Source organism: Brevundimonas sp. GW821-FHT09G01 (assembly GCF_059416065.1).
Map to the genome: position 1 here is coordinate 194,364 of NZ_JBWKOL010000006.1, position 24,022 is coordinate 218,385.

The 24,022-nt window shown below is 67.2% G+C and carries 23 protein-coding genes; 13 read left to right on the forward strand and 10 right to left on the reverse strand.

Translation table 11 applies throughout. The annotated features are described in order from the left end of the window. Positions 1-75: 75 nt before the first annotated feature. Positions 76-774, reverse strand: coding sequence for a YceI family protein (locus AC07NB_RS13070; protein WP_494571380.1), 699 nt, complete (start codon positions 772-774; stop codon positions 76-78). Between the two features lie 515 nt (positions 775-1,289). On the opposite strand from AC07NB_RS13070, the gene AC07NB_RS13075 reads away from it, so the two are divergent. Further along, positions 1,290-2,798 carry an integrase arm-type DNA-binding domain-containing protein gene (locus AC07NB_RS13075; protein ID WP_494571379.1) on the forward strand — a complete coding sequence of 503 codons (1,509 nt, stop codon included), beginning with the start codon at positions 1,290-1,292 and terminating at the stop codon, positions 2,796-2,798. A gap of 410 nt (positions 2,799-3,208) precedes the next feature. Here AC07NB_RS13075 and AC07NB_RS13080 read toward each other — a convergent pair whose 3' ends face one another. Next, positions 3,209-3,427 (reverse strand): hypothetical protein, encoded by a 219-nt coding sequence (locus tag AC07NB_RS13080; protein ID WP_494571378.1) that lies wholly within the window; start codon positions 3,425-3,427, stop codon positions 3,209-3,211. Then, positions 3,424-3,900, reverse strand: coding sequence for a thermonuclease family protein (locus tag AC07NB_RS13085; RefSeq protein WP_494571377.1), 477 nt, complete (start codon positions 3,898-3,900; stop codon positions 3,424-3,426). Before AC07NB_RS13085 ends, AC07NB_RS13080 begins: the two co-directional genes overlap by 4 nt. A gap of 131 nt (positions 3,901-4,031) precedes the next feature. On the opposite strand from AC07NB_RS13085, the gene AC07NB_RS13090 reads away from it, so the two are divergent. From AC07NB_RS13090 to amaB, 7 genes are all read left to right on the forward strand, one after another. Next, the gene (locus AC07NB_RS13090) at positions 4,032-4,223 is read left to right on the forward strand and encodes a hypothetical protein (RefSeq protein WP_494571376.1); all 192 of its coding nucleotides are present in this window, start codon (positions 4,032-4,034) and stop codon (positions 4,221-4,223) included. Next, positions 4,220-4,549: a hypothetical protein gene (locus AC07NB_RS13095; protein WP_494571375.1), complete on the forward strand. Its 330-nt coding sequence runs from the start codon at positions 4,220-4,222 to the stop codon at positions 4,547-4,549. The genes AC07NB_RS13090 and AC07NB_RS13095 overlap by 4 nt, the downstream gene beginning before the upstream one ends. A gap of 109 nt (positions 4,550-4,658) precedes the next feature. Beyond that, entirely contained in the window at positions 4,659-4,934 is a 276-nt protein-coding gene (locus tag AC07NB_RS13100) for a hypothetical protein (protein WP_494571374.1), read from the forward strand. 600 nt (positions 4,935-5,534) lie between these two features. Continuing rightward, positions 5,535-5,981 (forward strand): Lrp/AsnC family transcriptional regulator, encoded by a 447-nt coding sequence (locus AC07NB_RS13105; protein WP_494572582.1) that lies wholly within the window; start codon positions 5,535-5,537, stop codon positions 5,979-5,981. A 560-nt stretch (positions 5,982-6,541) separates the two neighbouring features. Then, the gene (locus AC07NB_RS13110) at positions 6,542-7,534 is read left to right on the forward strand and encodes a tetratricopeptide repeat protein (RefSeq protein WP_494571373.1); all 993 of its coding nucleotides are present in this window, start codon (positions 6,542-6,544) and stop codon (positions 7,532-7,534) included. A gap of 96 nt (positions 7,535-7,630) precedes the next feature. Further along, positions 7,631-10,474: a TonB-dependent receptor plug domain-containing protein gene (locus AC07NB_RS13115; RefSeq protein WP_494571372.1), complete on the forward strand. Its 2,844-nt coding sequence runs from the start codon at positions 7,631-7,633 to the stop codon at positions 10,472-10,474. A gap of 125 nt (positions 10,475-10,599) precedes the next feature. After that, positions 10,600-12,144 carry an L-piperidine-6-carboxylate dehydrogenase gene (gene amaB / locus AC07NB_RS13120; RefSeq protein WP_494571371.1) on the forward strand — a complete coding sequence of 515 codons (1,545 nt, stop codon included), beginning with the start codon at positions 10,600-10,602 and terminating at the stop codon, positions 12,142-12,144. Positions 12,145-12,749: 605 nt separating this feature from the next. On the opposite strand, the gene AC07NB_RS13125 is transcribed toward amaB, so the two are convergent. Together AC07NB_RS13125 and AC07NB_RS13130 are read right to left on the reverse strand one after the other, a co-directional pair. Then, positions 12,750-13,133 carry a hypothetical protein gene (locus AC07NB_RS13125; RefSeq protein WP_494571370.1) on the reverse strand — a complete coding sequence of 128 codons (384 nt, stop codon included), beginning with the start codon at positions 13,131-13,133 and terminating at the stop codon, positions 12,750-12,752. Continuing rightward, complete coding sequence (locus AC07NB_RS13130) at positions 13,133-13,945, reverse strand: TIGR02587 family membrane protein (protein WP_494571369.1); 813 nt, start codon at positions 13,943-13,945, stop codon at positions 13,133-13,135. The genes AC07NB_RS13125 and AC07NB_RS13130 overlap by 1 nt, the downstream gene beginning before the upstream one ends. A gap of 248 nt (positions 13,946-14,193) precedes the next feature. Between AC07NB_RS13130 and AC07NB_RS13135 the strand changes: the two genes are divergently transcribed. From AC07NB_RS13135 to AC07NB_RS13150, 4 genes are all read left to right on the forward strand, one after another. Next, positions 14,194-14,790, forward strand: coding sequence for a DUF4142 domain-containing protein (locus tag AC07NB_RS13135; protein ID WP_494571368.1), 597 nt, complete (start codon positions 14,194-14,196; stop codon positions 14,788-14,790). Positions 14,791-14,865: 75 nt separating this feature from the next. Further along, positions 14,866-15,033: a hypothetical protein gene (locus tag AC07NB_RS13140; protein WP_494571367.1), complete on the forward strand. Its 168-nt coding sequence runs from the start codon at positions 14,866-14,868 to the stop codon at positions 15,031-15,033. Positions 15,034-15,185: 152 nt separating this feature from the next. Further along, entirely contained in the window at positions 15,186-15,689 is a 504-nt protein-coding gene (locus tag AC07NB_RS13145) for a YciE/YciF ferroxidase family protein (protein WP_494571366.1), read from the forward strand. Positions 15,690-15,694: 5 nt separating this feature from the next. Continuing rightward, entirely contained in the window at positions 15,695-16,300 is a 606-nt protein-coding gene (locus AC07NB_RS13150) for a cysteine hydrolase family protein (protein ID WP_494571365.1), read from the forward strand. 633 nt (positions 16,301-16,933) lie between these two features. On the opposite strand, the gene AC07NB_RS13155 is transcribed toward AC07NB_RS13150, so the two are convergent. Then, complete coding sequence (locus tag AC07NB_RS13155; RefSeq protein ID WP_494571364.1) at positions 16,934-17,164, reverse strand: hypothetical protein; 231 nt, start codon at positions 17,162-17,164, stop codon at positions 16,934-16,936. Between the two features lie 342 nt (positions 17,165-17,506). Between AC07NB_RS13155 and AC07NB_RS13160 the strand changes: the two genes are divergently transcribed. Further along, the gene (locus AC07NB_RS13160; protein ID WP_494571363.1) at positions 17,507-19,549 is read left to right on the forward strand and encodes a ParB/RepB/Spo0J family partition protein; all 2,043 of its coding nucleotides are present in this window, start codon (positions 17,507-17,509) and stop codon (positions 19,547-19,549) included. Between the two features lie 212 nt (positions 19,550-19,761). Here AC07NB_RS13160 and AC07NB_RS13165 read toward each other — a convergent pair whose 3' ends face one another. From AC07NB_RS13165 to AC07NB_RS13180, 4 genes are all read right to left on the reverse strand, one after another. Then, positions 19,762-19,983 carry a hypothetical protein gene (locus AC07NB_RS13165; RefSeq protein ID WP_494571362.1) on the reverse strand — a complete coding sequence of 74 codons (222 nt, stop codon included), beginning with the start codon at positions 19,981-19,983 and terminating at the stop codon, positions 19,762-19,764. A gap of 147 nt (positions 19,984-20,130) precedes the next feature. Continuing rightward, entirely contained in the window at positions 20,131-21,042 is a 912-nt protein-coding gene (locus tag AC07NB_RS13170; RefSeq protein ID WP_494571361.1) for a HEPN domain-containing protein, read from the reverse strand. Positions 21,043-21,472: 430 nt separating this feature from the next. Beyond that, complete coding sequence (locus AC07NB_RS13175) at positions 21,473-22,570, reverse strand: GmrSD restriction endonuclease domain-containing protein (protein WP_494571360.1); 1,098 nt, start codon at positions 22,568-22,570, stop codon at positions 21,473-21,475. Further along, positions 22,567-23,691: an adenine-specific methyltransferase EcoRI family protein gene (locus tag AC07NB_RS13180; RefSeq protein ID WP_494571359.1), complete on the reverse strand. Its 1,125-nt coding sequence runs from the start codon at positions 23,689-23,691 to the stop codon at positions 22,567-22,569. Before AC07NB_RS13180 ends, AC07NB_RS13175 begins: the two co-directional genes overlap by 4 nt. Positions 23,692-24,022: the final 331 nt, after the last annotated feature.

Below are 24,022 nucleotides of genomic sequence, written 5' to 3' on the forward strand. Positions count from 1 at the left end.
GCGGGTGATGGGCGATGGAGGTGATGGAAGAAGGGGCGGGTCCCGTCGGAACCCGCCCCGGCTGTCGTCCGCGGCCTACTGCGCCGGAGCGGCGGCGGGCGCTTCCTGGAGGAACTCTCCGTTGAAGCGGATCGTGGCGTCGTCGCCCAGCGGTCCGGTCGCCATGCCGAAGTCCGAACGCTTGAACACGCCCTCGGCGGCGAAGCCGATCGCCGGACGGCCGGCCATCGGATGGCGCGCCAGGTCGCCGACGAAGGTGACCTTCAGCGTCACCGGCCTGGTCTGGCCCAGGAAGGACAGGTCGCCGGTCACATTCGCCGTGCGCGGCCCGGTGGGCTCGACCTTGGTCGAGCTGAAGCGGATGTCCTTGTGGACGTCGGCGTTCAGGAAGGCGGCGTTGCGCGCGATGTCCTCGCTCCAGCTGCGGAAGCCCGTCTGGGCGTGGGTGGCGCGATAATCGCCCGCGTAGTGGGCGTCGACCGAGGTCGGATCGATGGTCGCCGTCACGCTGGAGTTGGCCAGGTTGGCCGGATCCAGGGTCAGCCGGGCGTCCAGGGTGTTGAACCGGGCCGTGTAGTTCGACAGGCCCATGTGGGTGATCGACCATTCCAGCGAGGCGTGGGTCGGGTCCAGGGCGTAGACTCCGGCGGGGACCTTCAGCTCGACCGGCGCCGTGGCGGCGGCGTCGACGGCGTCCGCGGCGGGGGCGGCGGCCTGGCCGCAGGCCGCCAGCAGGGCGAAGGCCGAAATGGCCAGCAGGTGTTGGATCTTCATGGGGGAGGAGACCTCGGAAAGCGGCTCGGCCGGGACCGGCTCTGAAACAGGGAATCGTCACGACGGATCGCAACAGAAACAGTATATGTTTCAGTTTCCGTATTTCAACCGCCCTGAGGCGCATCGTCGTGCAGCGCGCGATCAGCGGGCGGAGGAGGTGGCGCAGCGCGGCCGAGCGCGCAGCGCTGAACGCCGTTCCTGAGGGTCACGCCGAGCGGTCGACCTGGCCGCGGAGCTGTAAATGATTGATTTTAAAGGGGACGATGGTGGGTGATGTAGGGTTCGAACCTACGACCCGCTGATTAAGAGATGCCGTTCTTCGGTTTTCCAGACCTCGCCGATTGCGCGCTAGGGTGCGAACAAGCAATTGAAATAGTTGATATTTTTTAGATCTGACGTAGGTTCGGCGTGTTCCTCGTATTTCGGGAAGCAGACTCCCGAGGGCGAGTTCACCGTCCTAATCACCGTCCTAATTGGACTTTTTCGTACCGTCCTAACGCCGAAAACGTCAGCAAATGCCAGACCAGCGTCTCGCCCTCACCGACAAGGTTTTGATCGGTCTTGCCTTCACCCGCACAGGCCAGACGGTCGTGCGCGACACCGAGCAGCCCGGGTTCTTCGTCAGGATCGGAGCGGCCACCAAAACCTTCATGATCCAGGCCGATCTGCGCCGCGAGGACGGCACGCGCTCGACCATCAAGATGAAGGTCTGCGAGGTCGGCGAACTGAACACGCGTGACGCCCGGACCAGGGCGCGGGGGCTCATGGCGCGGATCGCCTCGGGCGAGGATCCGCGGCCGAAGAAGAAGTCGGTCCTCCTGGCCGAAGCCAGGGAAGCCCAGGCGCTCGCCGAGGCGGAGCGCGGGGCGCCGGCGGGCATTCCGACGCTGAGGGAGGCCTGGTCCCGGTTCAGGATCTCCCACCTCGAACGCAAGAAGCGCAGCCCCGCCACCATCCGCGGCTACACCGATCACATGGAGCGTCTGTTCGCCGACTGGCTCGACCGGCCGCTCTCCGAACTCGGCGACGCGCCGCGCCTGCTCGCCGATCGCCACGACCTGATCAGCGCCGACAACGGACCCGCCATCGCCAACGGGGCCATGCGCAGTTTCCGCGCCGTCTACAACCATGCGCGCAAGACCTGCCGTGCCCTGCCGCCGGAGAACCCGGTCGCGGCGGTCGATTGGAATCCCGAGCAGCGCAAGGACACCGCCATGGGGGTCACGGACCTGCCGGGCTGGTTCGAGCAACTCGCCAGGATCGCCAATCCGATCCGGCGCGAGTTCCATCTGATGACCCTGCTGTCGGGCTCGCGTCCGGAGGCGCTCAAGAATGTCAGGGTCACGGACCTCGATCTGAAGAACCGGGTCATGCACATGGTCCGGCCCAAGGGCGGGGAGATGAAGGCCTTCGACATTCCAATGTCCCGGGCGATGATGGAGTCCATCTTCCGGCTCCGGCGGATCGGCCCGATCATCTATCCGGACAGCGGCCGGGTGTGGCTGTTCCCCAGCGACGCCCCCTGCGGCCACATGACCGAGCACAAGGAAGATCGGTCGCTTCTGAGCCATTGGGGCAATGATCTTCGCCAGACCTACCGGACGCTCGCCCAGGCGGCCGAGGTCTCCGAGGTCGACATGCACCTGCTGATGAACCACGCCCTGCCGGGCGTGAACTCGGGATACATCACCCGTTCCAAGCTCATGCGCGACCACCTGCGGACGCAGCAGGACCGGCTGTCGGTGTTCTTCCTGGCAACGGCCATCGGGCGGGGTCGCAGGCCGAGCGACGATCTGAGCCGCTGGCTGAACAGCACGAGCCGCACGGTGCTGGACGATCTGATGGCGGAAGACCCGGACACCGTCCGGCTCAAGGCCGGCCCGCGCGCGGCGATCCGCAAGCTGGAGGTGCAGGCGGCGCGTCTGGCGACCCATGCGCTGCCGTCGGTCCTGATCGACGCGCCCTCTCGAAGAAGCCGTGCGGGTAGGGCGCAGGCGCGGGCCACAGCCTTGTCCGTCGATTGAAATTCTGCCGGGCCGCGGCGGGAACGCTCCCAGGCTTGCAACGGCCCCGAAGCGCCGCGTCAGTCGCTCGGGCTCCAGCGGTCACGCCGCTTTGACTTCCGTCTCGGTTGCCGGCCAGGTGAAGCCGTCGCTGGGGAGGAGCGTCGAGATGCACACAAAGACCATCGGCATCATTTTCGCTGCGTTCGCGCTTGCTGTTGCGTCGGCCGCCGCCGCCACCGGCCGCCACCACCCATCCCACTCCCGTCCCCACTATGGCGGCGGCCGCCATCGGGGCTCGCATGGCGGGACCTATCGAGGCGGTCGAGGCTCAAACCATCGCGGCGGCCTTTATCGCAGCCCTCGCGGCAGCCATCGGTACGGGACGCATCGTTGAGGTCGCCGCCGCTGCGCCCGCCTCCGCAGTCCCCTCAGGGGCCCTTCTGACCTCGCCGGTCGCGCACCCCGACCCAAGCGCTGAGCGCCAGCATTACGATCGCTCCAACGGTCAGCCCGTGCTCTGCCCATTTCGGCCCGGCAAACCCCTGAACAAAGAAACTGGCGCACAGCAGAACGATCGCCACGACGGTCAATCCAAGGGCCGCCGCCTTCGCGCGTGTCGGGCCGCGCCCGTCCTGCAGATCGGTCATCTCCTCGCCCTCCACTCCCAAGGCCTCTGGAACTCCCCGGCCCAGACGCCGCGGCGCGCGTGCTGGGCATCAGCCTGCAGCGCTGAATAGGCTCCGGCGCTGTAGCGGGGGAAGTCCAGAGCGTAACCTTCCTCGACCAATTGGGCGTTGAGCTCCAACAATGGACGTACGCCGACGTAGTCCCCCCATTCATCAACGGTGCAGCGCGCCACCATGCGGCGATATCGGTCTGGCCTGCCCTCGGCAGTGCATGTGACTGTTCCGCCTGACATGTCGATGATGGCGGCCAGTCGGTTCGCCGCCTCCCGGCCGCAACGGTAGGTCTCCCCTCCACGTGCGCAGGTCTGCCCGCTCTCGGGCGCGTCTATCCCCCAGAGCCGGACCCTTTGGCCGTGGATCTCAAGGGTGTCGCCGTCGATGACCGACGCGCGGCCGATGATGGCGGGCGGGTCGGGTGGAAGGGTAGGGAACATGCGTCACCCTATCTCCAGTCGGGCGATCCACAAGGTGCGAACAAATACGGAACAAATTGCTTGCCAAGGGTTTGCCCGGAGTTCAGGAGTCCGCCTTCCCGGGGTCGTTGGCGCGCAATGGGAGACCGATCATGATGTCCGACGAACGGACTCTCGCCCAAGTCTTGACCGAGTGCTTGGCGGACCTCGACCTGTCCAGCGCCGACGGCCGCGCGGGCCTCGGCGCAGTGATGCGCCAGCTCGAGGAGGAAGCGCCTAATGAGATCCAGGCCAGCGCCGCGCGCCTCTCACTGCAGGCCTTGGGCCTCTCGATGCGTGGTTGACCGTGCCGACCGAGGTCATTCTCCACTATCGACGAATGCGGGCGCTGCCTGACGCCGGTGGACACACCCTGTTCTGCAACGTGACCTATGACGGGGGACTCTATGGCGTCTTGCGCTATCCGGCGCCGGACCGCTTTCCTGACTTCGAGGGCGAGACGGCATGGTTTCGCGTGCGCTGGTTCAGCAAGCGCAAGTTCGAGGTGATCGAACAGGTTGCCGACAAGCAGGGCGCACCCCTCCCGGCGAAGGCGGAGCGTGCAATGTCCCGCACGGATGACGGGCGCATCGCGCGCGAAGACCTGCGGAACGCGGAGGTGCAAGGCTGATTGTGAACACATCGACCCGACCTCATGCAAGGCGGCTGCGTCGTTTCGGATCGGGGCGTCGCGGATCGCGAACGGGCGGCATGGACGGCGACTCAAGCTAGGAGGCGTCATGACCCAAGACGAGGTCGATGCGGCCCTGGACCAAATGGGGGAGGCGGCCGCAAGCCCGAATCAGGCGCCCGGCCTCATCACGGTCGAAGCCAATGTCTGGTGCGCGCAGCGGTCGCTGTTGCGTGCGACGTGCGCGTCGCTCACCGACGGTCTCCGTTATCGGAGCATCCAGATCCAGGTCAGCTCCGCGTTCGAAACCCGGGTGTTGTCTCGCGCCGAAGCCGGCGAGCGGGGTGAACCCTATCGCGACCTGACGGCGCGCGTTGAGGCCTAGCGTTTACAGGCCGGCTGGAAGCTCGGGGCGATCGAGCGCCAAGGGCGACTGATGGGGTTGTGGCTCCAACGCCGGAGGCAGAGACGAGATCCAGGCGGTCTCGGGACGTCCCGATCCTCCTCTTCCCCGGATGGCAGCCAGGCCGAGCTCATGCCCAAGTCCCGCTGCGCTTCAGACGCATGGGAACAGGGGCGCACATTGAAGAGACGCCCTGGACCGTATTGGGCGGGAAGCGGATCTCCACCTGTGGAGCGAGCGCTGAACGTCCGACGGGTCGGCGCCTGCTGCTGAGGTCTCGCCGCGCGGCGGTGAATGGCTTCGGCGCGGCAGGCGGGCGCTCTTCGATGATCAGGCGCCAAGGGCTCCACCCTGGCGCGGGCGAGTAAAGCGGCTTCACCGTGGCCCGATCACTCTGCCGGCGCTCGCTCAAGCCGGGCGGCCGCCGCCGAGCGATCCTCAGGTCGATTGGGTGGCGACCGCAGCCGTATGAGGGCGAGCGCGACCGAGACGCGACGGCAAAATCGAAATATTAGCGGTGCGTCGCTTTTCGAAGCGCAAAAAATCGCGCAAAATATGTGCCATTTTGCAATGCGAGCACCGATGGCTTCCATCCTTTCCGAAAAAGAGCACGCGCTCCTCAATCTGCTGCGGAGCAACGCCCGGGAAACGGTGACGTCGTTGGCCGATCAACTCGGCGTTTCGAGGCCGACCTTGCAGAACATGATGGACAAGCTCGAGCAGGTGGCGATCAACCGGTATACGGTCGAACTGAAGCCTGACTTCGCCCATGCACAGATCCGCGCCTTCGTCCTTCTGAACCGCGACCCCAAGAAGTCCGCCGAAATCGTCGATGTCCTGGGGCGGTTCCCGCACGTCAAATACGTCTGCACGGTCACCGGACAGTTCGACGTCCTCGTGGAACTGGCGGCCGAGAGCTACGAGGATCTCGAAGGCATTCTGAACGGCATCGAGGTCATCGACGGGGTGGTCCGCACCCAGACCTATATGGTGCTGGGAGAGAAGCGCTCTCACGCACGGGGGGGCTAGGCTCCTTTTGTCCCGCCGGACACCCGGGGCAGGCGCGTCCCGGGATCCGTCTGGATGGCGATATCGCTAGCGGCGCGCCTCGACGGCGCTCAGGCTCCGGCGCGCCCGCGCCGGGCGCCGCCGACTCTTATCCGGGACGGGCGATTGAGGGCCTGGGCGCCGCGGCGCGGGGACGGGCGCGTCCAGGCGGCGGGCGGACATTTCTCAATGGGTCGCCGCAGCGATCAAAAGGCGGGCGAGTTGACGGTCTCCGCGCACCGCGCCCCTGAGCGACTTTCAACAGAAGACCTGCGCGCGTCTTTTCAAAATGTACACGTATCCCGAGAAAATGTTACAGGATGTAAGATTTTCCGTCTTCGGCTTGTCAAAACTTAAAACTGATGTTCTAAATCGCAAATCGGATCGACGTTGTGGAGGGCGTCGAAATCGAGGTCGCGGATGGGGAGCCGCACGCCGCCAAGGGCGCTCCCGCTTTCGCGCATTGTCGCCATCCCTCCGTCCATGGCGCCCCGCGCCGGCCCGGACCTGGTCTCAGGTGCGGCAAGAGAGCGAGCGAAGAGATGACGTTGAAGATGACCCTGGTCTCCGGGATCGCCGCCCTGGCCCTGACTTGCGCGACGGCCGCCGTCGCTCAGGAGCAGAGCTACCAGGGCCGGACCTTGTTCGGCGATCCCATGCATACGACGATCGGCAGCAATCCGGTGAACGCGGCCCCGAGCGAGGCGCTCGAGCGGGCGACGCGGGAGGCGCGCGCCGCCTACGAGGCCGATCCGTCGATCGACAACGTCACCTGGTACGGCCGCACGCTCGGCTACAACGGCCTGATGCGGGAGGCCGTCGAGGTCTACACCGCCGGCCTGCGCCGTCATCCGAACTCCGCCAAGCTGCTGCGCCATCGCGCGCACCGGTATTTCAGCCTGCGCCAGTTCGACGAGTCGATCGCCGACGGGCTGAAGTCCGCGGAGCTCTACGCCGGCCAGCCGCTGGAGCGGGAGCGCCTCGGGCCGGACTATTTCCCGAGCACTCCGGACGTGGTGCAGTTCTACACCTACTACCATCTCGGGCAGGCCTATTTCGCCAAGCACGACTACGGCAACGCCGCCAAATGGTTCGCGCAGTCGCGGGAGGTCGCCATGGGCGTCCACGGCGCGCCGGACGAGACGGCCGCCACCTACTGGCTGTATCTCTCCCTGGCGCGCGGCGGCCGTTACGCCGAAGGCCAGCAACTGCTGGCGGACTTCGATCTGACGCTCCTCGACCTCGTCGACAACCGCGAGTCGAACTACTATTTCGACGGCATCCAGCTGTTCAAGAACCTGCGCGATCCCGCCGACGTCTACTCGGAGGTCGACGGCGGCAAGGCGTTCAGCACCGCCGACGGCATCAAGGCGTCCACCGCCTACAGCCTGGCGAACTACTACCTCCTCATCGGTGAGCGCGAGAAGGCGCGGGAGAATCTGGCGCGCGCGCTGAACACCGACACCTGGAGCTATTTCGCCCGCATCCAGGCTGAAGCCGACTGGGTTCAGCTGTTCGGCCGCCAACGCCCCTGAGACATCCCTGGGCCGGCGGCGCGCCGGCCTCCTTTCCCGACATCGCGACCCGCGCCGTCCTTGGGACCGCGGGGCGCAAAGACCTGGAGACCACTCATGACAGTGCATGCCCCCTTGCGCCTGATGCTCGCCGGATCGGCGGCGGTCTGCGCCCTGATGTCCGGCGTTCCGGCCTTCGCCCAGGAGGCGCCCGGCGCCGCGCCGGAGGAGGCCACCGAGATCGGCGAGGTCGTCGTGACGGGATCGCGGATCCGCCGGCCCGACCTGGTCAGCTCCAGCCCCGTGACGACGGTGACCGGCGAGGATCTGCAGATCGCCAGCGCGGGCACGGTCGAGGAGTATCTGAACACCCTGCCGCAGCTGGTCGCCGGCTCCACCAAATCCACCAATGTGACGGGGGAATCCGACGCCACCGCCAGCCTGAACCTGCGCGGCCTGGGCCCGCAGCGCACCCTCGTTCTCGTCAACGGGCGGCGCTTCATGGCGTCCAGCCAGAAGGGCATCGTCGATGTGAACAACATCCCCGCCTCCCTGGTGGACCGGGTCGAGCTGGTCACCGGCGGCGCCTCGGCGGTCTATGGGTCGGACGCGATGGCCGGCGTGGTCAACTTCATCCTCAAGGACCGGTTCGACGGCCTGCAGCTGGAGTCGCGCTACGGCCTTTCGGGCGAGGGCGACGGGCAGACCTACAGCCTGGCCGGAACCATCGGCGGCAGCACGGATCGTGCCAGCGCCTGGCTGCACGTCAACTACGAGGAGCGGGACGCGATCCGCGCCAACGCCCGGGATCTGAGCCGCTACAGCCTGATCGACACCGGCGCCGGGTTCGACCGGACGGGCACGCTCAGCCGGCTCGGCGGCACCCTGATCGGCATCCAGACCCCGAACGGCGCCGGCGGCTTCACCAACGTCAACTACGCCCTGGACAATGGGGTTCCTCGCGTCTTCAACCCCGCGACGGACACCAATTTCGACCTGACCGGCGACTACGCCATCCAGATCCCGCTGAAGCGAACCAATGTGTTCGGGCGGGGCAGCTATGATTTCGAGAACGGCGTGCGCGCCTTCGCCGAAATCAGCTTCAACCACATCGAGTCGGCGGCCGTGCTGTCGCGCACGGCGGTGAACGCCCGCGAGACGACCAATGTGCCGGGCCTGCCCTACAACGCCTCCTTCGTGACCCCGCAGATGGCCGCGCTCCTCGCCGCCCGGCCCAATCCGACGGCGCCGTTCGCGCTGCGCATCGCCTCGCCGCTGGAATTCCCGGAGCGCCAGATCGCCTACAGCCGCGACATGTACCGGGTGCTCGGCGGTCTGGAAGGATCGTTGGGGAACGGCTGGGACTGGTCGGCGACCTACAGCTACAGCCACCTTGCGACCACGGAGGTCCAGCGCGGCGACATCTCGCGCCGCACCTTCGTCGAAGCCTCCACGCCGAGCGCGAGCAATCCGGGCCGCTGCGCGAGCAACAACCCGCAGTGCGTCCTGATCACCAGCCTGACCAACTGGTCGCCCGAGCTCATCAACTTCCTGCGGGTCGACAACATCTCATCGACCGAGATCACCGAGAGCATCCTCGCGGCGAACATCACCGGCGACCTGTTCGAACTTCCGGCGGGACCGGTCGGCTTCGCCGCCGGCGTGGAGCGCCGGTCCGTGGACAGCGCCGACAATCCGGCGCCGGTGCTGCTGGACTTCTCCTCGGCGGGCTTCGGGGAGCGCAACGCGACCCAGGGCGGCTTCGACGTCAACGAGGCCTACGCCGAGGCCATCATCCCGCTGTTCCGCGACGCCCCCTTCGCGGACTACGTCGGCCTGGAAGTGGCGGCGCGGTATTCCGACTATACCTCCGCGGGCGGGGTCTGGACCTACAAGGCCGGCGGCGAGGTCAAGGTGAACGGCGATGTCCGCTTCCGCGCCCTCTACCAGCGCGCCGCCCGGGCGCCCAACATCTATGAGCTGTTCGGCGGCCTGGTGAACACCTATCCCGCCCTGATCGATCCCTGCTCGCGCACGGCCAACCCGACCGGCGCCGTGGCGGCGCTGTGCATCGCCCAAGGCGTGCCCGCCGGAGCCATCGGCTCCTACCAGCAGAACGGCGCCGCCCTGGAGGCCCGCCTCGTGTCGAACGTCAACCTGACGCCGGAAACCTCCGATACGATCACCGCGGGGGTCGTGCTCACCCCGGCCGCCCTGCCGGGCTTCAGCCTCACGCTGGACTATTATGATATCAAGATCGAGGACGCGATCGAACGCCTCGCCGGCGGTCCGGGCGGGGTCCTGAACGCCTGCTTCCAGAGCAATGACGTCAACAGCGCCTTCTGCCGGACCTTCACCCGGTCGCCGACGACCTATGAGATCATCGACTGGGGCGTGCCTCTGGCGAACGTCGCCAGCCTCCACACCGCCGGCGTGGACTTCGCGGCGACCTACCGCTGGACCAGCGAGCGGCTGGGCTGGGGCGGCGATGACGCGCGCTTCAACGCCAGCCTGCTGGGCACCTGGGTGAGCAAGAACACCCTCCAGCCCAATCCGCAGGCGCGCGAGGTGGATCGTGTCGGGACGGTCGGCGGCGACACCGCGGCGATCCCGGAGTGGCGGTTGACCGGAAGCCTGGCCTGGGCCAGCCACGACCTGAGCGTGACCTGGCGGACCGAATGGATCTCGTCCCTGAAGGACCGCAAATACGCCACCGCGATCCTGAACGGGGCGGCGGATCCGCGCGCCGGGATCACCAACCCCACGGTGCCGGACTACTTCTATCACCACCTGCACGCCGCCTATGATTTCGGCGACCGCTACCAGGCGTTCGTGGGCGTGCAGAACGTGTTCGACAAACAGGCCCCGCTCCTGACCTCGCCCATCGAGTCCAACACCGATCCGAACACCTTCGACACCATCGGGCGCTATTTCTACGCCGGCCTGTCCGTGCGCTTCTGACCCTGACGACAAGGCGGGCCGGCGCGCCCGCCTTGTTCCCTTCCGACACCAGAGACCGCGCGCCCGATGTCCGGGCCGCCACACCGCGCGGGGGCGATCCCGCGCGTCCAGGACCCCAGGCCCCGATGAACGACCTCTCCCCCTTCGCCGCCCGCCCCGCCGCGGATCCTGGTCTCGACGGCGAGGTCGCCCCCGTATTCGGCCTGTCCGCCCACCTCGATCCGACAGGCGATCTGGCCGTGGTCAGCCCCATCGACGGGGTTCTGCGGGGGCATCTGCGAAGCCACGACGCCATCGCCGTGGGCGCGGCGATCGCGCGCGCCGAGGCGGCGTTTCCGGCCTGGCGCGATACGCCGGCGCCCGTGAGGGGGGAACTGGTCCGGCTGTTGGGCGAGGAGTTGCGCGCCCACAAGGCCGAGCTGGCCGCCCTGGTGACGCTGGAAGCCGGCAAGATCGTCTCCGAGGGCCTCGGCGAGGTGCAGGAGATGATCGACATCTGCGACTTCGCCGTCGGCCTGTCGCGGCAGCTCCATGGGCTCAGCATCGTGTCCGAGCGGCCCGAGCACCGCATGGCGGAGGTCTGGCAGCCCCTGGGGCCGGTCGCGGTGATTTCGGCGTTCAACTTCCCGGTCGCGGTCTGGTCCTGGAATGTCGCCCTCGCCCTGGTGTGCGGTGATCCGGTGATCTGGAAGCCGTCTGAAAAGACCCCCCTTTGCGCCCTGGCCTGTCAGGCGCTGCTCGACCGCGCGCTCGCCCGGTTCGGCAAGGCGCCCGAGGGACTTCATCAGGTCCTGATCGGCGACCGCCGGGTGGGGGAGGCCCTCGCCGACCACCCCGCTGTCAAACTCGTCAGCGCCACCGGCTCGACCCGGATGGGGCGGGCGGTGGCGCCCCGGGTGGCGGCGCGCTTCGGCCGCTGCCTGCTGGAGCTGGGCGGCAACAACGCCGTGATCGTCGCGCCGTCGGCGGACCTCGACCTGGCGCTCACCGGGATCGTGTTCGGCGCCGCCGGCACCGCCGGCCAGCGCTGTACGACGACGCGCCGCCTGTTCGTGCACGCCGACGTCTATGACGCCGTCACCGCGCGCCTGAAGGCCGCCTATGCCGCGCTCCCGATCGGGGATCCCCGCGAGCCCGGAATCCTGGTGGGTCCGCTGATCGACGAAGCGGCCTGGGACGGCATGCGGCGCGCCCTCGACGTGGCGCGCGCGACGGGCGCGGCGATCATGGGCGGCGAGCGGCTCTCCGCTCCGTCGTCGCCGGGCGCCGTGTTCGTGAGCCCCGCCCTGGTCGAGTATCCGGCCGAGGCGGACAATGTCGCGGAAGAAACCTTCGCCCCGATCCTGCACATCTTCCGCTATCGGGACTTCGACGACGCCCTCCGGCGCAACAACGACGTCCCCCAGGGCCTGTCGTCGGCGCTGTTCACCAACGACCTTCGGGAAGCGGAGCGCTTCCAGGCCGCGGCGGGGAGCGATTGCGGCATCGCCAACGTGAACCTCGGGACCTCGGGCGCCGAGATCGGCGGCGCCTTCGGCGGGGAGAAGGAGACCGGCGGCGGACGGGAATCGGGCTCCGACGCCTGGAAGGCCTATATGCGGCGGCAGACCCAGACGACCAATTACGCGGCCTCTCTTCCCCTGGCGCAGGGGGTCGTTTTCGCCGTCTGAGGTCGGGCGCGGCGCCGCGCCGTCCGGCCCGGGCCGCCGCCTAGCCGCCGGTGAGCATCGGACCCAGGATGAGGGCGGCTTGGACGCAGAGCACGACGATCATCGCCACGATCAGGGCGAGTTCAACGCCATCGAATTGGGGTGGGCGGCGCCTCATGCCGGCCAAGCTGGCATGCCGGGATCATCGCGTCGATGCGCGTCAAGACGGCTGACGATTTCAGGTCAAGCGCGTGGGCTTCCGACGCGGGCGCGGGCGCCGTCCCTCTTCGAACCGCCGTCCCGTAGGGGCCGCCCGCGCCGGTCAGCCTCGCCTCGGAAACGCGATGAGGCCCGCGAGCGCGGGACGGGCCCAGGCCGCCCGGGTCGCACGACCCGAGGGGGTCGGTCGCGACCCCCAGCGTCGGCGTCGCCGGCGCGCGAGCCGGGGCAACGCTTTGAGGGCCGGTCCCACCCGATGCCGCACTTCACAACGTGAACGGGACAACGGGACGGCCCAGGTCGGATCCGGCGAACGGGTCGCTGCGATTTTTCGGATAGGGGCTTGCCGGTCCCCAAGGCGTCTCAGCCCGGTCTCCCGCCGTCATGGCGGGCGGCTCGCTCGGATGTCACGGCTCGGTCCAGCCCCGGACCGCGATCGCGACCGGGCCGGGATCCCCTGAGAAGGCGAGGGTCGCCTTGCGCGCGGACCGGCCGGCGACATAGTCCAGCGAGACGTGTCCGGCCGCGCCGGTCTGTGGAACGCCTTCGATCTCCACCGCGCCCGCGGCCTCGCTCCCGAGATTGCGCACCTCGATCTCCACGGCGGTCTGGCCGGCCAGGACGACGCGGCCGGTCTCCTTCGCCGTCAACCGCGCCGGCGCCGGCCGACCGGCGGCGTCGATGACGACGACTGCGAGAGACGCCGCGATCACGGCGAGGCCGAGCGCGGACACCACCCATGTCATCAGCCCGTGCGGCCGATCCTTCGATTTGGATGTCGCTGCGGCCATCAGACGACGAGCCTCGCGAGCGCCGCGCCCAGGGCGGCGGGAAAGCCGAGTACGATCATGGTGGAGACGATCTCGTGGGGTGAAAGGCCGTCCGTCCGGCCGAAGGTCCAGAGGACGTAGAGGCTGACCAGCAGGGCGATGGCGTAACCGGGAATGCTGAAGTGGATGAAGGCCCGGCCGTGACCTTCGTGGGTTTCCTGGCCGGCGAAGCCGAGGCTGAAGACGATGAGGTGAAGGAGGACGATCGACAGCGCCGCCAGGGCAAGCGTTTGGGCGAGGCTCATCCTGAAAGAAATGAGAATCATCTCTTCGGTCGGCGCCACGTTGAAGGCGATGAACAGGGCGCCCGCCACCATCAGGAAGAGTTCGCCCGCATAGGTCGATCCCGGCGCGTCCGAAGCTTCGTTGGCCGTCGCGCCGGTCAGCTGATGCCGGGACAGGACGGCGCCCATGGCGGCGGGAATGGCCTGGAGCGCCGTCTTGCCGACGGAGGCGCTCAAGGGTTCGCCGAGGCTGTAGACGCCGAACAGGCCGAGGAGGACGACGGACACCCCGAACCCGAGGGCCAGGGCGGCGAAGGTGTCCAGAACCTCGTTGCGGAGCCCGCGGGTCTCGCGAAAGCCGGCGTAGAAGGCGAGCCCGAAGATGAGACCGGTTCCCGCGATCAGGAAGATCAGCAGTCTGACGCGATCCATATGGAAGCCCAGCTCCCACATCTCCATCGTCATGAGCAGGGGGAAGGCGAAGAAGACCGAGCCCACGGTCGCCCGGCCGAGCGCGGTGGTGAACGGTTCTGGCCGTGCGGCGGTCATGGCGTCGGAACGCCGGGACGCGCCTATGGCTCCGCTCGATCCGGCGACATCGGATCGTTTCGAAGCCGCCTGGATTCTCCGCGTACCACAGCGCGATCATGCGTGCGCATATCCGGCCGTCAGCGCCTTGGCGAGGTCGCCTCCAAGACGGTCCGCGAAGCGCGTCTTGCCGGTCGGAACGCGTCAGGCGACTACGGAACAGCTTTCGTTGAAACGCATTCCAGCCTCAATCCAGAGGGAGATCTTCGATGAAACAGATCCTGTTCGCCGGCGCCTGCGTCCTCGCTCTCGCCGCCTGCCAGCGCGAAACCGGCGGCGACGCCGACCAGCAGAACCAGGCCGTCAACGCCGTCCAGGACCACGCCGCCGGGGTCGTCGGGACCGCGGCCGGCCCCGCCGGCGCCACGACCGACGCCGGATTCGTGACCAACGCCGCCATCGGCGGGATGTACGAGATCGAGGCCGGACGGATCGCGGCCGAACGCTCGCGCAATCCTCGGGTCAAGGCGATCGGCCAAACCATGGTGACCGACCATGGCAAGGCCGGCGATGAGCTCAAGCCGATCGCGGCGGCCGCCAACCTCGCCGTGCCGACCGCCCTGGATCAACGGCGCCAAGGCCTGATCGACAACCTGCGCGACGCGACGGACCAGGATTTCGATCGCGTCTATCTTCAACAGCAGGAAGCCGCGCACAACGAGACGGTCGCCCTGCTGGAGTCCTACGGACGACTGGGAGGCCACGAGGGTCTCAAGGGTTGGGCGGCCAAGACCCTGCCCGTGGTTCGCCACCACCAGCAGATGATCGACCAGGCGGACGAGGCGAATGCGGACGCGCCGCGCTGAGGACGGAAAACCTCCCGGCCGAAGCGGGCACGGTCGGGAGGTTGGACGTTCGTTTTCCCCTTCGGGAATGGCGAGATGGAGCAGAAGGCAGGTCACACACCCGGCGTCTCGCCGGAAGAGATCGAAGGTCTCACGCGTCAACTGGCCGAGCGAGGTTTCTACATCATCGGCGCATTGCCGCAGGAAGGCGCCAAGCGCCGTCGGGCGGCGGCCCTGCCGGTGCGGCCCAAGCCCAAGTCTTAGCGCTTGATCGCGGGCGTGTTCGGGGCTGGACCGCCTCCAGATCGGGCATGGAAACGGGCGTCGGCGAGGCGGCCTCGCGTCCGCCACCGGACATTGGAACGCCGGCGCGCCGAACGAATTCTACGGGCTCACCTTCAACGTGGAGAGCCCCGATGGCCGAAAAAACCCTCGACAATCTGTTCTACGACACGCTCAAGGACATCTATTACGCCGAGCGGAAGATCGTGAAGGCGCTGCCCAAGATGGCGCGCGGCGCGAACGCGCCGGAGCTGAAGGCCGCCTTCGAAAAGCACCGTGAAGAGACCGAAGGGCAGATCGAACGTCTGCAGCAGGTCTTCGACATCATCGGCAAGCGCGCCATGGGCAAGACCTGCGACGCCATCGAGGGCATCCTCGCCGAGGGCGACGAGATCCTCGAGGAATACGCCGGAACCGACGCGCTGGACGCCGGCCTGATCGCGGCGGCCCAGGCGGTCGAGCACTATGAGATCACCCGCTACGGCACCCTCAAGCGCTGGGCGACCCTGCTCGGCTTCGACGCCGCGGCGGCCCTGCTCGATGAGACCCTGCGCCAGGAATCCGCCACCGACGAGAGCCTGACGGCCCTGGCCGACGCGGCCGCGAACGCCAAGGCCCAAGGCGCCGCGGCGGCGTGATCCCCGTGGCTGACGGGCTCATTCGAGGCGCGATCCCCGAGACCGCGGTTCATCTCTGCATCGACATGCAGCGGATGTTCGCCGAGGACACCGCCTGGAGGACGCCCTGGATGGAGCGGGTGCTGCCGGTCGTGGTCGGGCTGTGCGAGCGCAAGGCCGAGCGGACATGCTTCACCCGCTTCATTCCCGCCGCCGACGTCGGCGAGGGCCGGGGCGCCTGGCGGGGCTATTGGGAACGCTGGCCGCAGATGACCCTCGACCGCCTGGGGGCCGAGAAGGTCGAGCTGATCCCGGCCCTGGCGGCCCTCACGCCGCCCGCCCGGGTGCTCGACAAGCGGATCTATTCGCCGTGGCTCGGCACCGGACTGGATGACGCCTTGCGGGCGGGCGGCGTCGACACCCTGGTCGTCACCGGCGCGGAGACCGACGTCTGCGTCCTGGCGGCGGTGCTGGGGGCGGTCGATCTCGGCTATCGAGTGATCGTCGTCACCGACGCCCTGTGCAGTTCCTCCGACGAGAGTCACGACGCCCTGCTGGGCCTCTATCGCGATCGCTACAGCCAGCAGATCGAAACGGCGGAGAGCGCCGAAGTCCTCGCCCACTGGCCCTGACTTCGCGGGCGCCGCTCAGCTTGCCGACGGCTCCCTGCGGCCCTGGGGGCGCCGCGTCGGGGCCGAAACGCGAGAGCGTCGTCCCCGGCGCAAGCCGTCCTCCATGGTCGAAGCCGACGTCGATCAGCCCCTCGGCCCGTGCGGGGAACCCTGAGATCGGCCTTGCGTCCGTGGCCGTATGGAACGGGTCCGCGATTGCGGACTTGGACCAACCAGGCGCGCCGGAACGTCAGGATCAGGGGAGATGGCCCCAGGACCCGGAAACCGTGCCGGCGAGACGACCGAAAGACGAGAAAGGCGGAAGACCATGGCGGATCGAGAGCAATCGGAGGGCCGCAAGGCCAATGGCGCGAGTCCCGGCGGAAAGCCGGACGCCGCCACGTCTGACGATCAGGTTCGCAAGGTGGGGCGGGCGTCCACGACCAAGGCGGGTCCCGACGGGCCCGACGCCGGGGTGATCGGAGAGACCTTCAAAAAGCGACGTTGACCGCCTGGACGGCGGCGCGAGCGACGGTCTCCATCCTGCACGGGGGTGGGGAAGCGGTCCCGCGCCGGCGCCCTCCTTGTTGAGGATGCGACGGGTTGAAGCCGGCCGCAGAGACTGTCCGCCGGCGGACGAGAGCTGGGGCGCCCCTAGGCGGCCGCGGCCGGGCGCTCCAGCGGGTCGAGGGTGAAGCCGAGGGCGGGGTTGGCCAGGACGGTCACCAGGCGTTCGCCGTCATAGAGGAGGATGGTCTCATAGCCCGGCCAGCGCGCGGCCAGGCGGGCCAGGTCGGCGCACGCGGTCTCATCCCTGGCCGCGTCGAGAGCGGCGATCTCGCGGACCGGGATCCCGGGCAGGTTGACGATGCAATAGTAGGACATCACGCCCCTCCCTTTCACGACGGCGCCCGAAACGACGGGCATCGTCCAAGGTTCCCGCCTTGGGAGCGGCGCCGGAGCGCCGCCCGCACGCCGGGCAGAGCGCTAAGGGCTCCGCCCTCGCGCGGGCCAGGGTGAAGCGGCTGCGCCGCCGGACCGGCCGGTCTCCCCAACCTTCCGCGCCGGCGAGGACCGTCACGATGATCATCAGGGTCAGGCTTGTGCAGGTCGGGCGATCCCCCTCCGGCCGGTCCGCCCTGGCCCTTGCTACCCCGGTCTCGCCGACGGGCAGGGTTTCAGGCGCGCGGTTCGCGTGCCTGCAACCCATGCCCAAAGGAGGCAGACATGACCGCTCAAGAGATCGAAACCCCCGCGATGGGCGCCGCGCGCGCGGCGCCCGGCGGGACGGAGGGGCCTGCGCACGGCGCGGAGCTCGTCGTACCGCTCAACCGGCTCAAGGCCTCGCCGAAGAATGCGAGGAAGACCCCGCACAGCGCGGCGGCCATCGAGGCCTTCGCGGCCTCCATCAAGGCCAAGGGGGTGTTGCAGCCGCCCGTGGTCGAGATCGAGCGGGACGGGGAGGGCGTTCCAACCGGGAACTACCTCGTCACCATCGGCGAGGGGCGCCGTCAGGGCCTGCGGCTGCTGGCCCGGCGCAAGGCGATCAAGCGGACCCATTCGGTGCGGGTCATCGTGGACGCCGACAACGACGCCCATGAGATCAGCCTCGACGAGAACATGACCCGCGAGGCCATGCATCCCGCCGACCAGTTCGAGGCCTTCCAGCGGCTGGCGGTGGAGAGGGGCTATGGTCCGGACGAGATCGGCGCCCGGTTCGGGGTGTCGGCCCCTGTGGTGCGCCAGCGGCTGCGGCTGGGGGCGGCGGCGCCCGAGCTGATGGCGGCCTATCGGGCGGGGACGCTGGCGCTCGACCAGCTGATGGCCTTCTGCGTCAGCGACGACCGGGACCGCCAGCGGCAGGTGCTGGCGCAGATGGGCGGCCAGCACATGCCGGTCTATGCGATCCGGCGGGCCATGACCGAGGCCAAGGTGCGGGCCGACGACCGGCGCGTCCGCTTCGTCGGGGTCGAGGCCTATGAGGCGGCGGGCGGGCCGGTGCTGCGCGACCTGTTCACCGAGGACGGCGGCGGCTGGCTCGAGGACGTCGCCCTGCTGGACCGGCTGGTCGGCGACAAGCTGGCCGGTCTGGCGGACGAGGCGCGCGAGCGCGAAGGCTGGGCCTGGGCCGAGGCCGGTCTGGAGTATCCGGACGTGTCCGCGTTCGGTCGGGTCTATGCGGTCGCCGTCGAGCGCTCGGAGGCGGACGCCGCCGAGATCGCCGCCCTCTCCGAGGACTACGACCGGCTCGTCTCCGAAGCGGGGGCGGAGGGCCTGTCGCCGGAGGCGGACGCTCGGCTCGAGGCGATCGACAAGGCCTTGCAGGCCTTCGGTCCGGACTTCGACTATTCCGCCGAGGCCAAGGCCCGCGCCGGGGTCATGGTCATGCTCGGCCATGACGGCCTGGCCCGCTTCGAGCGCGGGCTGGTGCGCGCCGAGGACATGGTCGCCGAACCGCCGCCCTGGGAGGAGGACGGGGCGGAGAGCGGCGCGCGGGACGGGGCCGGGCCGGAGGCTGGACCGGCGTTCGGGGCGGAGGCGTCGGGCGAGGCGGCGGCTTCGGCCCTGTCGGACCGGCTGGTCATCGATCTGACCGCCCACAAGACCATGGGGCTGCGCGACGCGGTGCAGGCCGATGTGACTGCGGCGCTTGCGACGGTGGTTCACGCCCTCGCCCTGCAGGTCTTCTATCCCGGCTATGGAGTCTGGACGCCGCTGCAGCTTCGGCTGACGGCGACCGGGCTGGAGCGGCTGGCGCCGGGGGTCGATGACGGCCCCGCCGGTCGGCGGGTGCGCGACCGGTGCGAGGCGTGGGGCGCGCGTCTGCCTGAGCGCCCGGAAGACCTCTGGGCCGTGGTGGCCGCCCTCGCGCCCTCGGATCAACTGGACCTGATGGCCTGTTGCGCCGGGGTCGGCCTCTACGCCGTGCGCGATCCGCACGACCGGCGGCCCGGCGCCTTGGCTCAGGCCGAGACGCTGGCGACGGCGGTCGGGCTCGACATGGCCGGGACGTGGTCCGCGACGGCGGCGAGCTATTTCAGCCGGGTTCCGAAGGCGCGGGTGCTGGAGGCGGTGGCCGAGGCGGTCAGCGCCGAGGAGGCGGGCCGCATCGCTGGGTTCAAGAAGAGCGACATGGCCGAGGCGGCGGAAAGGCTGGTCGAGGGGAAGGGCTGGCTTCCGGCGGTGTTGCGCGTGACGCCGCCCGAAGAGGAGGAGGCCGGGGAGGACGCGCCGGTGACCGAGGACGGGTATTCCTTCGCCGCCGAATAGGCCCGCCGAGAGGGAGAAAACGCGCCGCGCGCCCTTTGGGGCGCGCGGCTTTTTTTGTCGGCGCGATCATGCGGAACGCCCTCACGGCGACGGCGGACGCGGGCTTGGGGGCTGTTTCGTCGAGGGACACGCCCTCGGGCCGCCCGCCCCGGACCCCGCATGACCTGCAGCGCACGGGAATCCTTCCCCGAGAGCCTCCGTGCCGACCTCGATCAGGCCGACTGGACGATCCAGGCGACCGCCGCCGCGACCGCGGCGGCCAGGCCGAGGGCCGCCACGCCGTGGCTCTGTCGATCCAGATTGGCGGTGATCGTTTCCAGGCGGGCCGGGTCGGTTTCGCGCTTGAGGGCCAGCTTGGAGCGGGACTCGAGATATTTGATCAGGGCCGTGGCCATGACGAAGGCGACGGCGAAGGTGCCGAAGATGTGGTTCATGGGTCAGTCTCCGTTGACGGGTCGCGTCAGGAAACCAGAACCGCAACGCTCGGGCACCTCACAAGTCGATGAGCGCGTTTTCCAGCGAAGGCCGGCCGTCGGACGTTGAGGTGCGAAGCGGCTCGACGTCGGCGCCGCGCTCCCCGGCTATCCGGCGGCGGCCTCGCGCAAGGCGGTCAGACGCGCTTCACAGGCGTCGTGGACGATCTCGCGCAGCAGCGCGATCCGCTCGGTCAGATAGGCCAACTCCTCGTCGGTGATCCGGTAGTGCCGCGAGTAGCGGGATTTGACGTAGGCGGCGCGCAGCAGCTCGAAGCAGCGCTTCTGGAACTTGGTCTCGTGGGGCCAGACCTCGGCGAGACGGGGAACGAGAGGCTCCGTCATCTTGCGCAGGCGCACGAGGTTGTGGGCGCGAGGCGCGTAGAGGGTCAGGACGAGCAGGAGGCCTTGGTAAAGGGTCTCGGTGGCTTGGTGGAGTTGGAACGCAGCTTTTCGGGTGAACCCACGTCCCTGGGTGAACGCTGCAGTTTCGAGGAACTCATGAACGCTTTCCGTCCAATCCGCGAAGTGTTCGGTCGCTTCTTCAAGCGCGGTCTGCGGGGGAAGAGGTTGCGGCTGGACGAAGCTCGCGCCGTCAGTGTCATGCAGCACGACGCCATCGCGGACGATGTCGATGAAGAAGCTCCGCCCGTGTTCCAGCTTCCAGTTCACGTCATCGAGGCTGTGCACGATCAGGCTCACGGGCGTCCGCATCGATCCTGACGACAGCTCGTTCAGGAGTTGGCTCTCCGCATCTTCCCAGAAGTCGACGTCGAGCAGATCCTCATGATCGACGACGACCAGCAGGTCGAAGTCGGAAAAATAGCGCCCGACCGGATCATCGACCCAGTCGCCTCGCGCGTAGCTGCCGTACAGGATGACCTTCAGGATCCGGCCGTCGCGCAGCCGGTCCGCCTTGCGCGTCGCCGTGGCCTTCGCGAAGCTCTCCGTGATGATGTCCACGGCGCGATCCAGCTCGCGTCGTTTGCTCGCCGGCAGCTTTCTCAGGGCGCGTTTCATGATCCGAGTCTCAGGGAAGCCTCGGACTGGCGCAAGGCCAAACCAACCGGAACGGGTGTTTATCTTGGCTTGTCCATTAGAGCCGATATAGGTTGTCCGAGCGGGCGCTGGCTCCATAGGACGCCGCCTGGATCAGCGAGGGGTTCACGATCCGAAAGGGCGTAAACAATCGGTGCGGCGGCGCCTGAAAGTTCCAGGCCTGTCCACACAGGTTCCAACGCCCGCACCCGTTATCTGGAGGATGTCTCCATTTGACTCTAAGCGGCGGTTGGCGACGTCCGCTTTCCAGCCAGCGTCTCATGCGACGGCGAGGGCAGGGGGGAGGTCGCGCTTCAAACTCGTGCCCGACTTTCGGAACGACGGCTCAGAGGCAGGCGGCGTGGGTTCCGCGCTTGCTTATAACTGGCAGGAGCGTGAATTTGTTGGGCGATCAATAACCGCTTTTCAGGCGGTTATCCCGCTTGCAGAGCATCTGGCAGTTCTCCGGGATCGTCTTGCCGCCCTTGCTCCAGGGCTCGATGTGGTCGCCGTCCATTTCCTCGTACTTGTAGTGCTTCGTGCAGACCGGGCAGATACCCTTCTGCTTTTCGTACGCACCGCGCTTGTCCCGGTCATCGAAAGCCCGAAGATTTAGCGTGCGCTCGCTTCCGGTAAGTAGATACTCATAGATGCCCGATGGCTTCGTAATTTCGCGGTCCTGCATGAGCACGGAGACGCGCTTTTCGAGCGCTTCAGGGTCGAATTTCTTGTCCTTGTGAGCGTTGTAGAGCGTGCCCCATGGCAGCCCCTTCATCTCCTTGCGGTAGTAGGGGAAGGTCGCGCTGGCCCACTCGATGACGTTTTCGAAATAATCCCACAGCGGCTTGGCGTTCGGATCGAACTGATGTGCCGACATGTAATTTTCGATGTTGTCCTTGCCGCCAGAAATCCATTCGAGCGATCGTTCGAGCAACTCCTGGCGGATAGGCGTGCCGTTCACGAGCTTGTCGCCAATGGCGGCAGCAGGTGCGCCGGTCTTTGAAAACCACGTCTTCGCGTCCGACAGCCAAGGGCCAGTGTAGATCGCGTTTCTAAGCTCCTGATCGGTGAGCGGGGAGCCCGCGATGTTGATGATCTTAAACCAGTCAAGCTTCTCGGATTCCGCGCCCTCGCAGACGTAGACACTTAGCTCGTAATCGAGGATTTGCTCGCGCCGATTTTCCGACAAGCTGTGGAAATATTTCGTGGTCCCGTCGATTTCGAGGGAGAAGTCGTTGTTCACGAACTGGCAGATGCTGATCGTCCGCTGCTGCCCGTCCATGAGCTCGAACTCGTCACCGGCGACCGCCCAGTACATTGTGTTCAGAGGGAAGCCCTTCGAGACGGTCTCGATCACCGCATTTCGCTTTTTTGGGTCGTAGACGAACTCGCGCTGGTACTTCGGACGAATGTTCAGCTTGCCGCTGTAGCCGCGGACGCCCTCCTCTCCTGCATCCACGAAGCCCGCAAACAGATCGCGGACCTTCACTTCATGCATTTCAATCTTCATGCGCCCCGCCTGCGGATCGCAATCCGGTCGTATTGGCACTTGTAGGTGCCGTCGCCATTGTCGAGGTAGAAGCGCGTTCCACCAGCGGCGTAGGTTCCCTTTTCCGCGATCTCTGACATAGCCCGCCCAACGGCTCGACTTGTCCCGATGATCTCGAACTGATCGGGGTTATACTTGTCCAAGAACGTGATTGGCACTCCCATCTTGCCGTCGTAGTCGCGCGGAATTTCAGCGGTCTTTCCCACCTCGATCGCGTCGTAGTTCGCGTAGGTGGGATATTCGTCCGGCGTGTACTTCTTGTAGAGCGGGATTGTCTGGTGGCGCTTGGGAACATCCATGTTGGTGAACCAGCGAACGCCTTTCACGCGGATGTACTTGTTCCCACTCTCATCGACCCGGGTGCCGGCTGCATCCAGCGGGTAATGATCCGGGACGCGGAACTCGCGGTCGCCGCTATGGATGCTTTCGCCAAACCAAAGCTTGTTGTCCTGAATGAGCTTGAAAATCTCCTTGTAGGTAACGGCATTGACGTTCCCCAAGATGATGAAGTTCTTCTTGTACTCAACTAACTGGGCCACGTATTCGCGGAACAGCGAGAAAGGGGGGTTCGTGACCACAACGTCGGCCTCCCTCAGGAACGCGACGCTTTCTTCGCTACGAAAATCTCCAGCAGCATAGACGCCATCCGGGTTCATCATCCGGCAGGTGTTGGCGTCGCTACGAAGAAGAAACTCCACATCCGTCAGGTCTGTGGTGCCGCGACCTTTGAAATCCGGCACCTCGACGATCTCGATGGCGTAGGGCTCACGGCCCTCAGGCTTCAGACCCTCGATCTCCAAGAGAGGGAGAAGCCCCCCGGCGAGAGGCGAGCCGCCATAGCTCGTGGCGATGAGCTTCCTCAGGCCCAAAAGATTGAAGTTGAGGGCGAAGTACTTGAAGAAATTGCTCTCGTACGGGTCATCGCAGTTGCAGAGGATGACTTTGCCGCGCAGTTGTTCGCGGTAGTGCTTCAGCTCTTGCTCGATGTCGACGAGCTGCGTGTAAAACTCGTCCTTCTTTCCCTGCCTCGCTCGAACCAGCGCTGCCGTTCGGGTCGCTGGGGCAGCCGCTTGCCTTACCATTGTTGTCTGCGATTCCCCCACGCTCAGACTGAGCGGGGACGATAGCGACCAGGATCCCTTGGTCAACAACGGACCTGATGTCCACAGGGCGGCGGATAGCTCTTTGCGCGCTGTTGATTACCGTTTCGGGGACTTGGTTGAAGGTCTGCTCCTGGCGCATGGCCGTCTCGGCAGCGGGGCGGAACGGATCAGTCGTCATCGTCAATTCCTCTCTTGCCGTTGACCCTCAGAGTGCTCTTGCTGCACCACTGTCTCGTAAGCTCGATGGCCTCCAAGGCGATTGCCCTCTAGATCACCGATCGCTCCCAGCCGCTTACGCCGCAATCCGCCC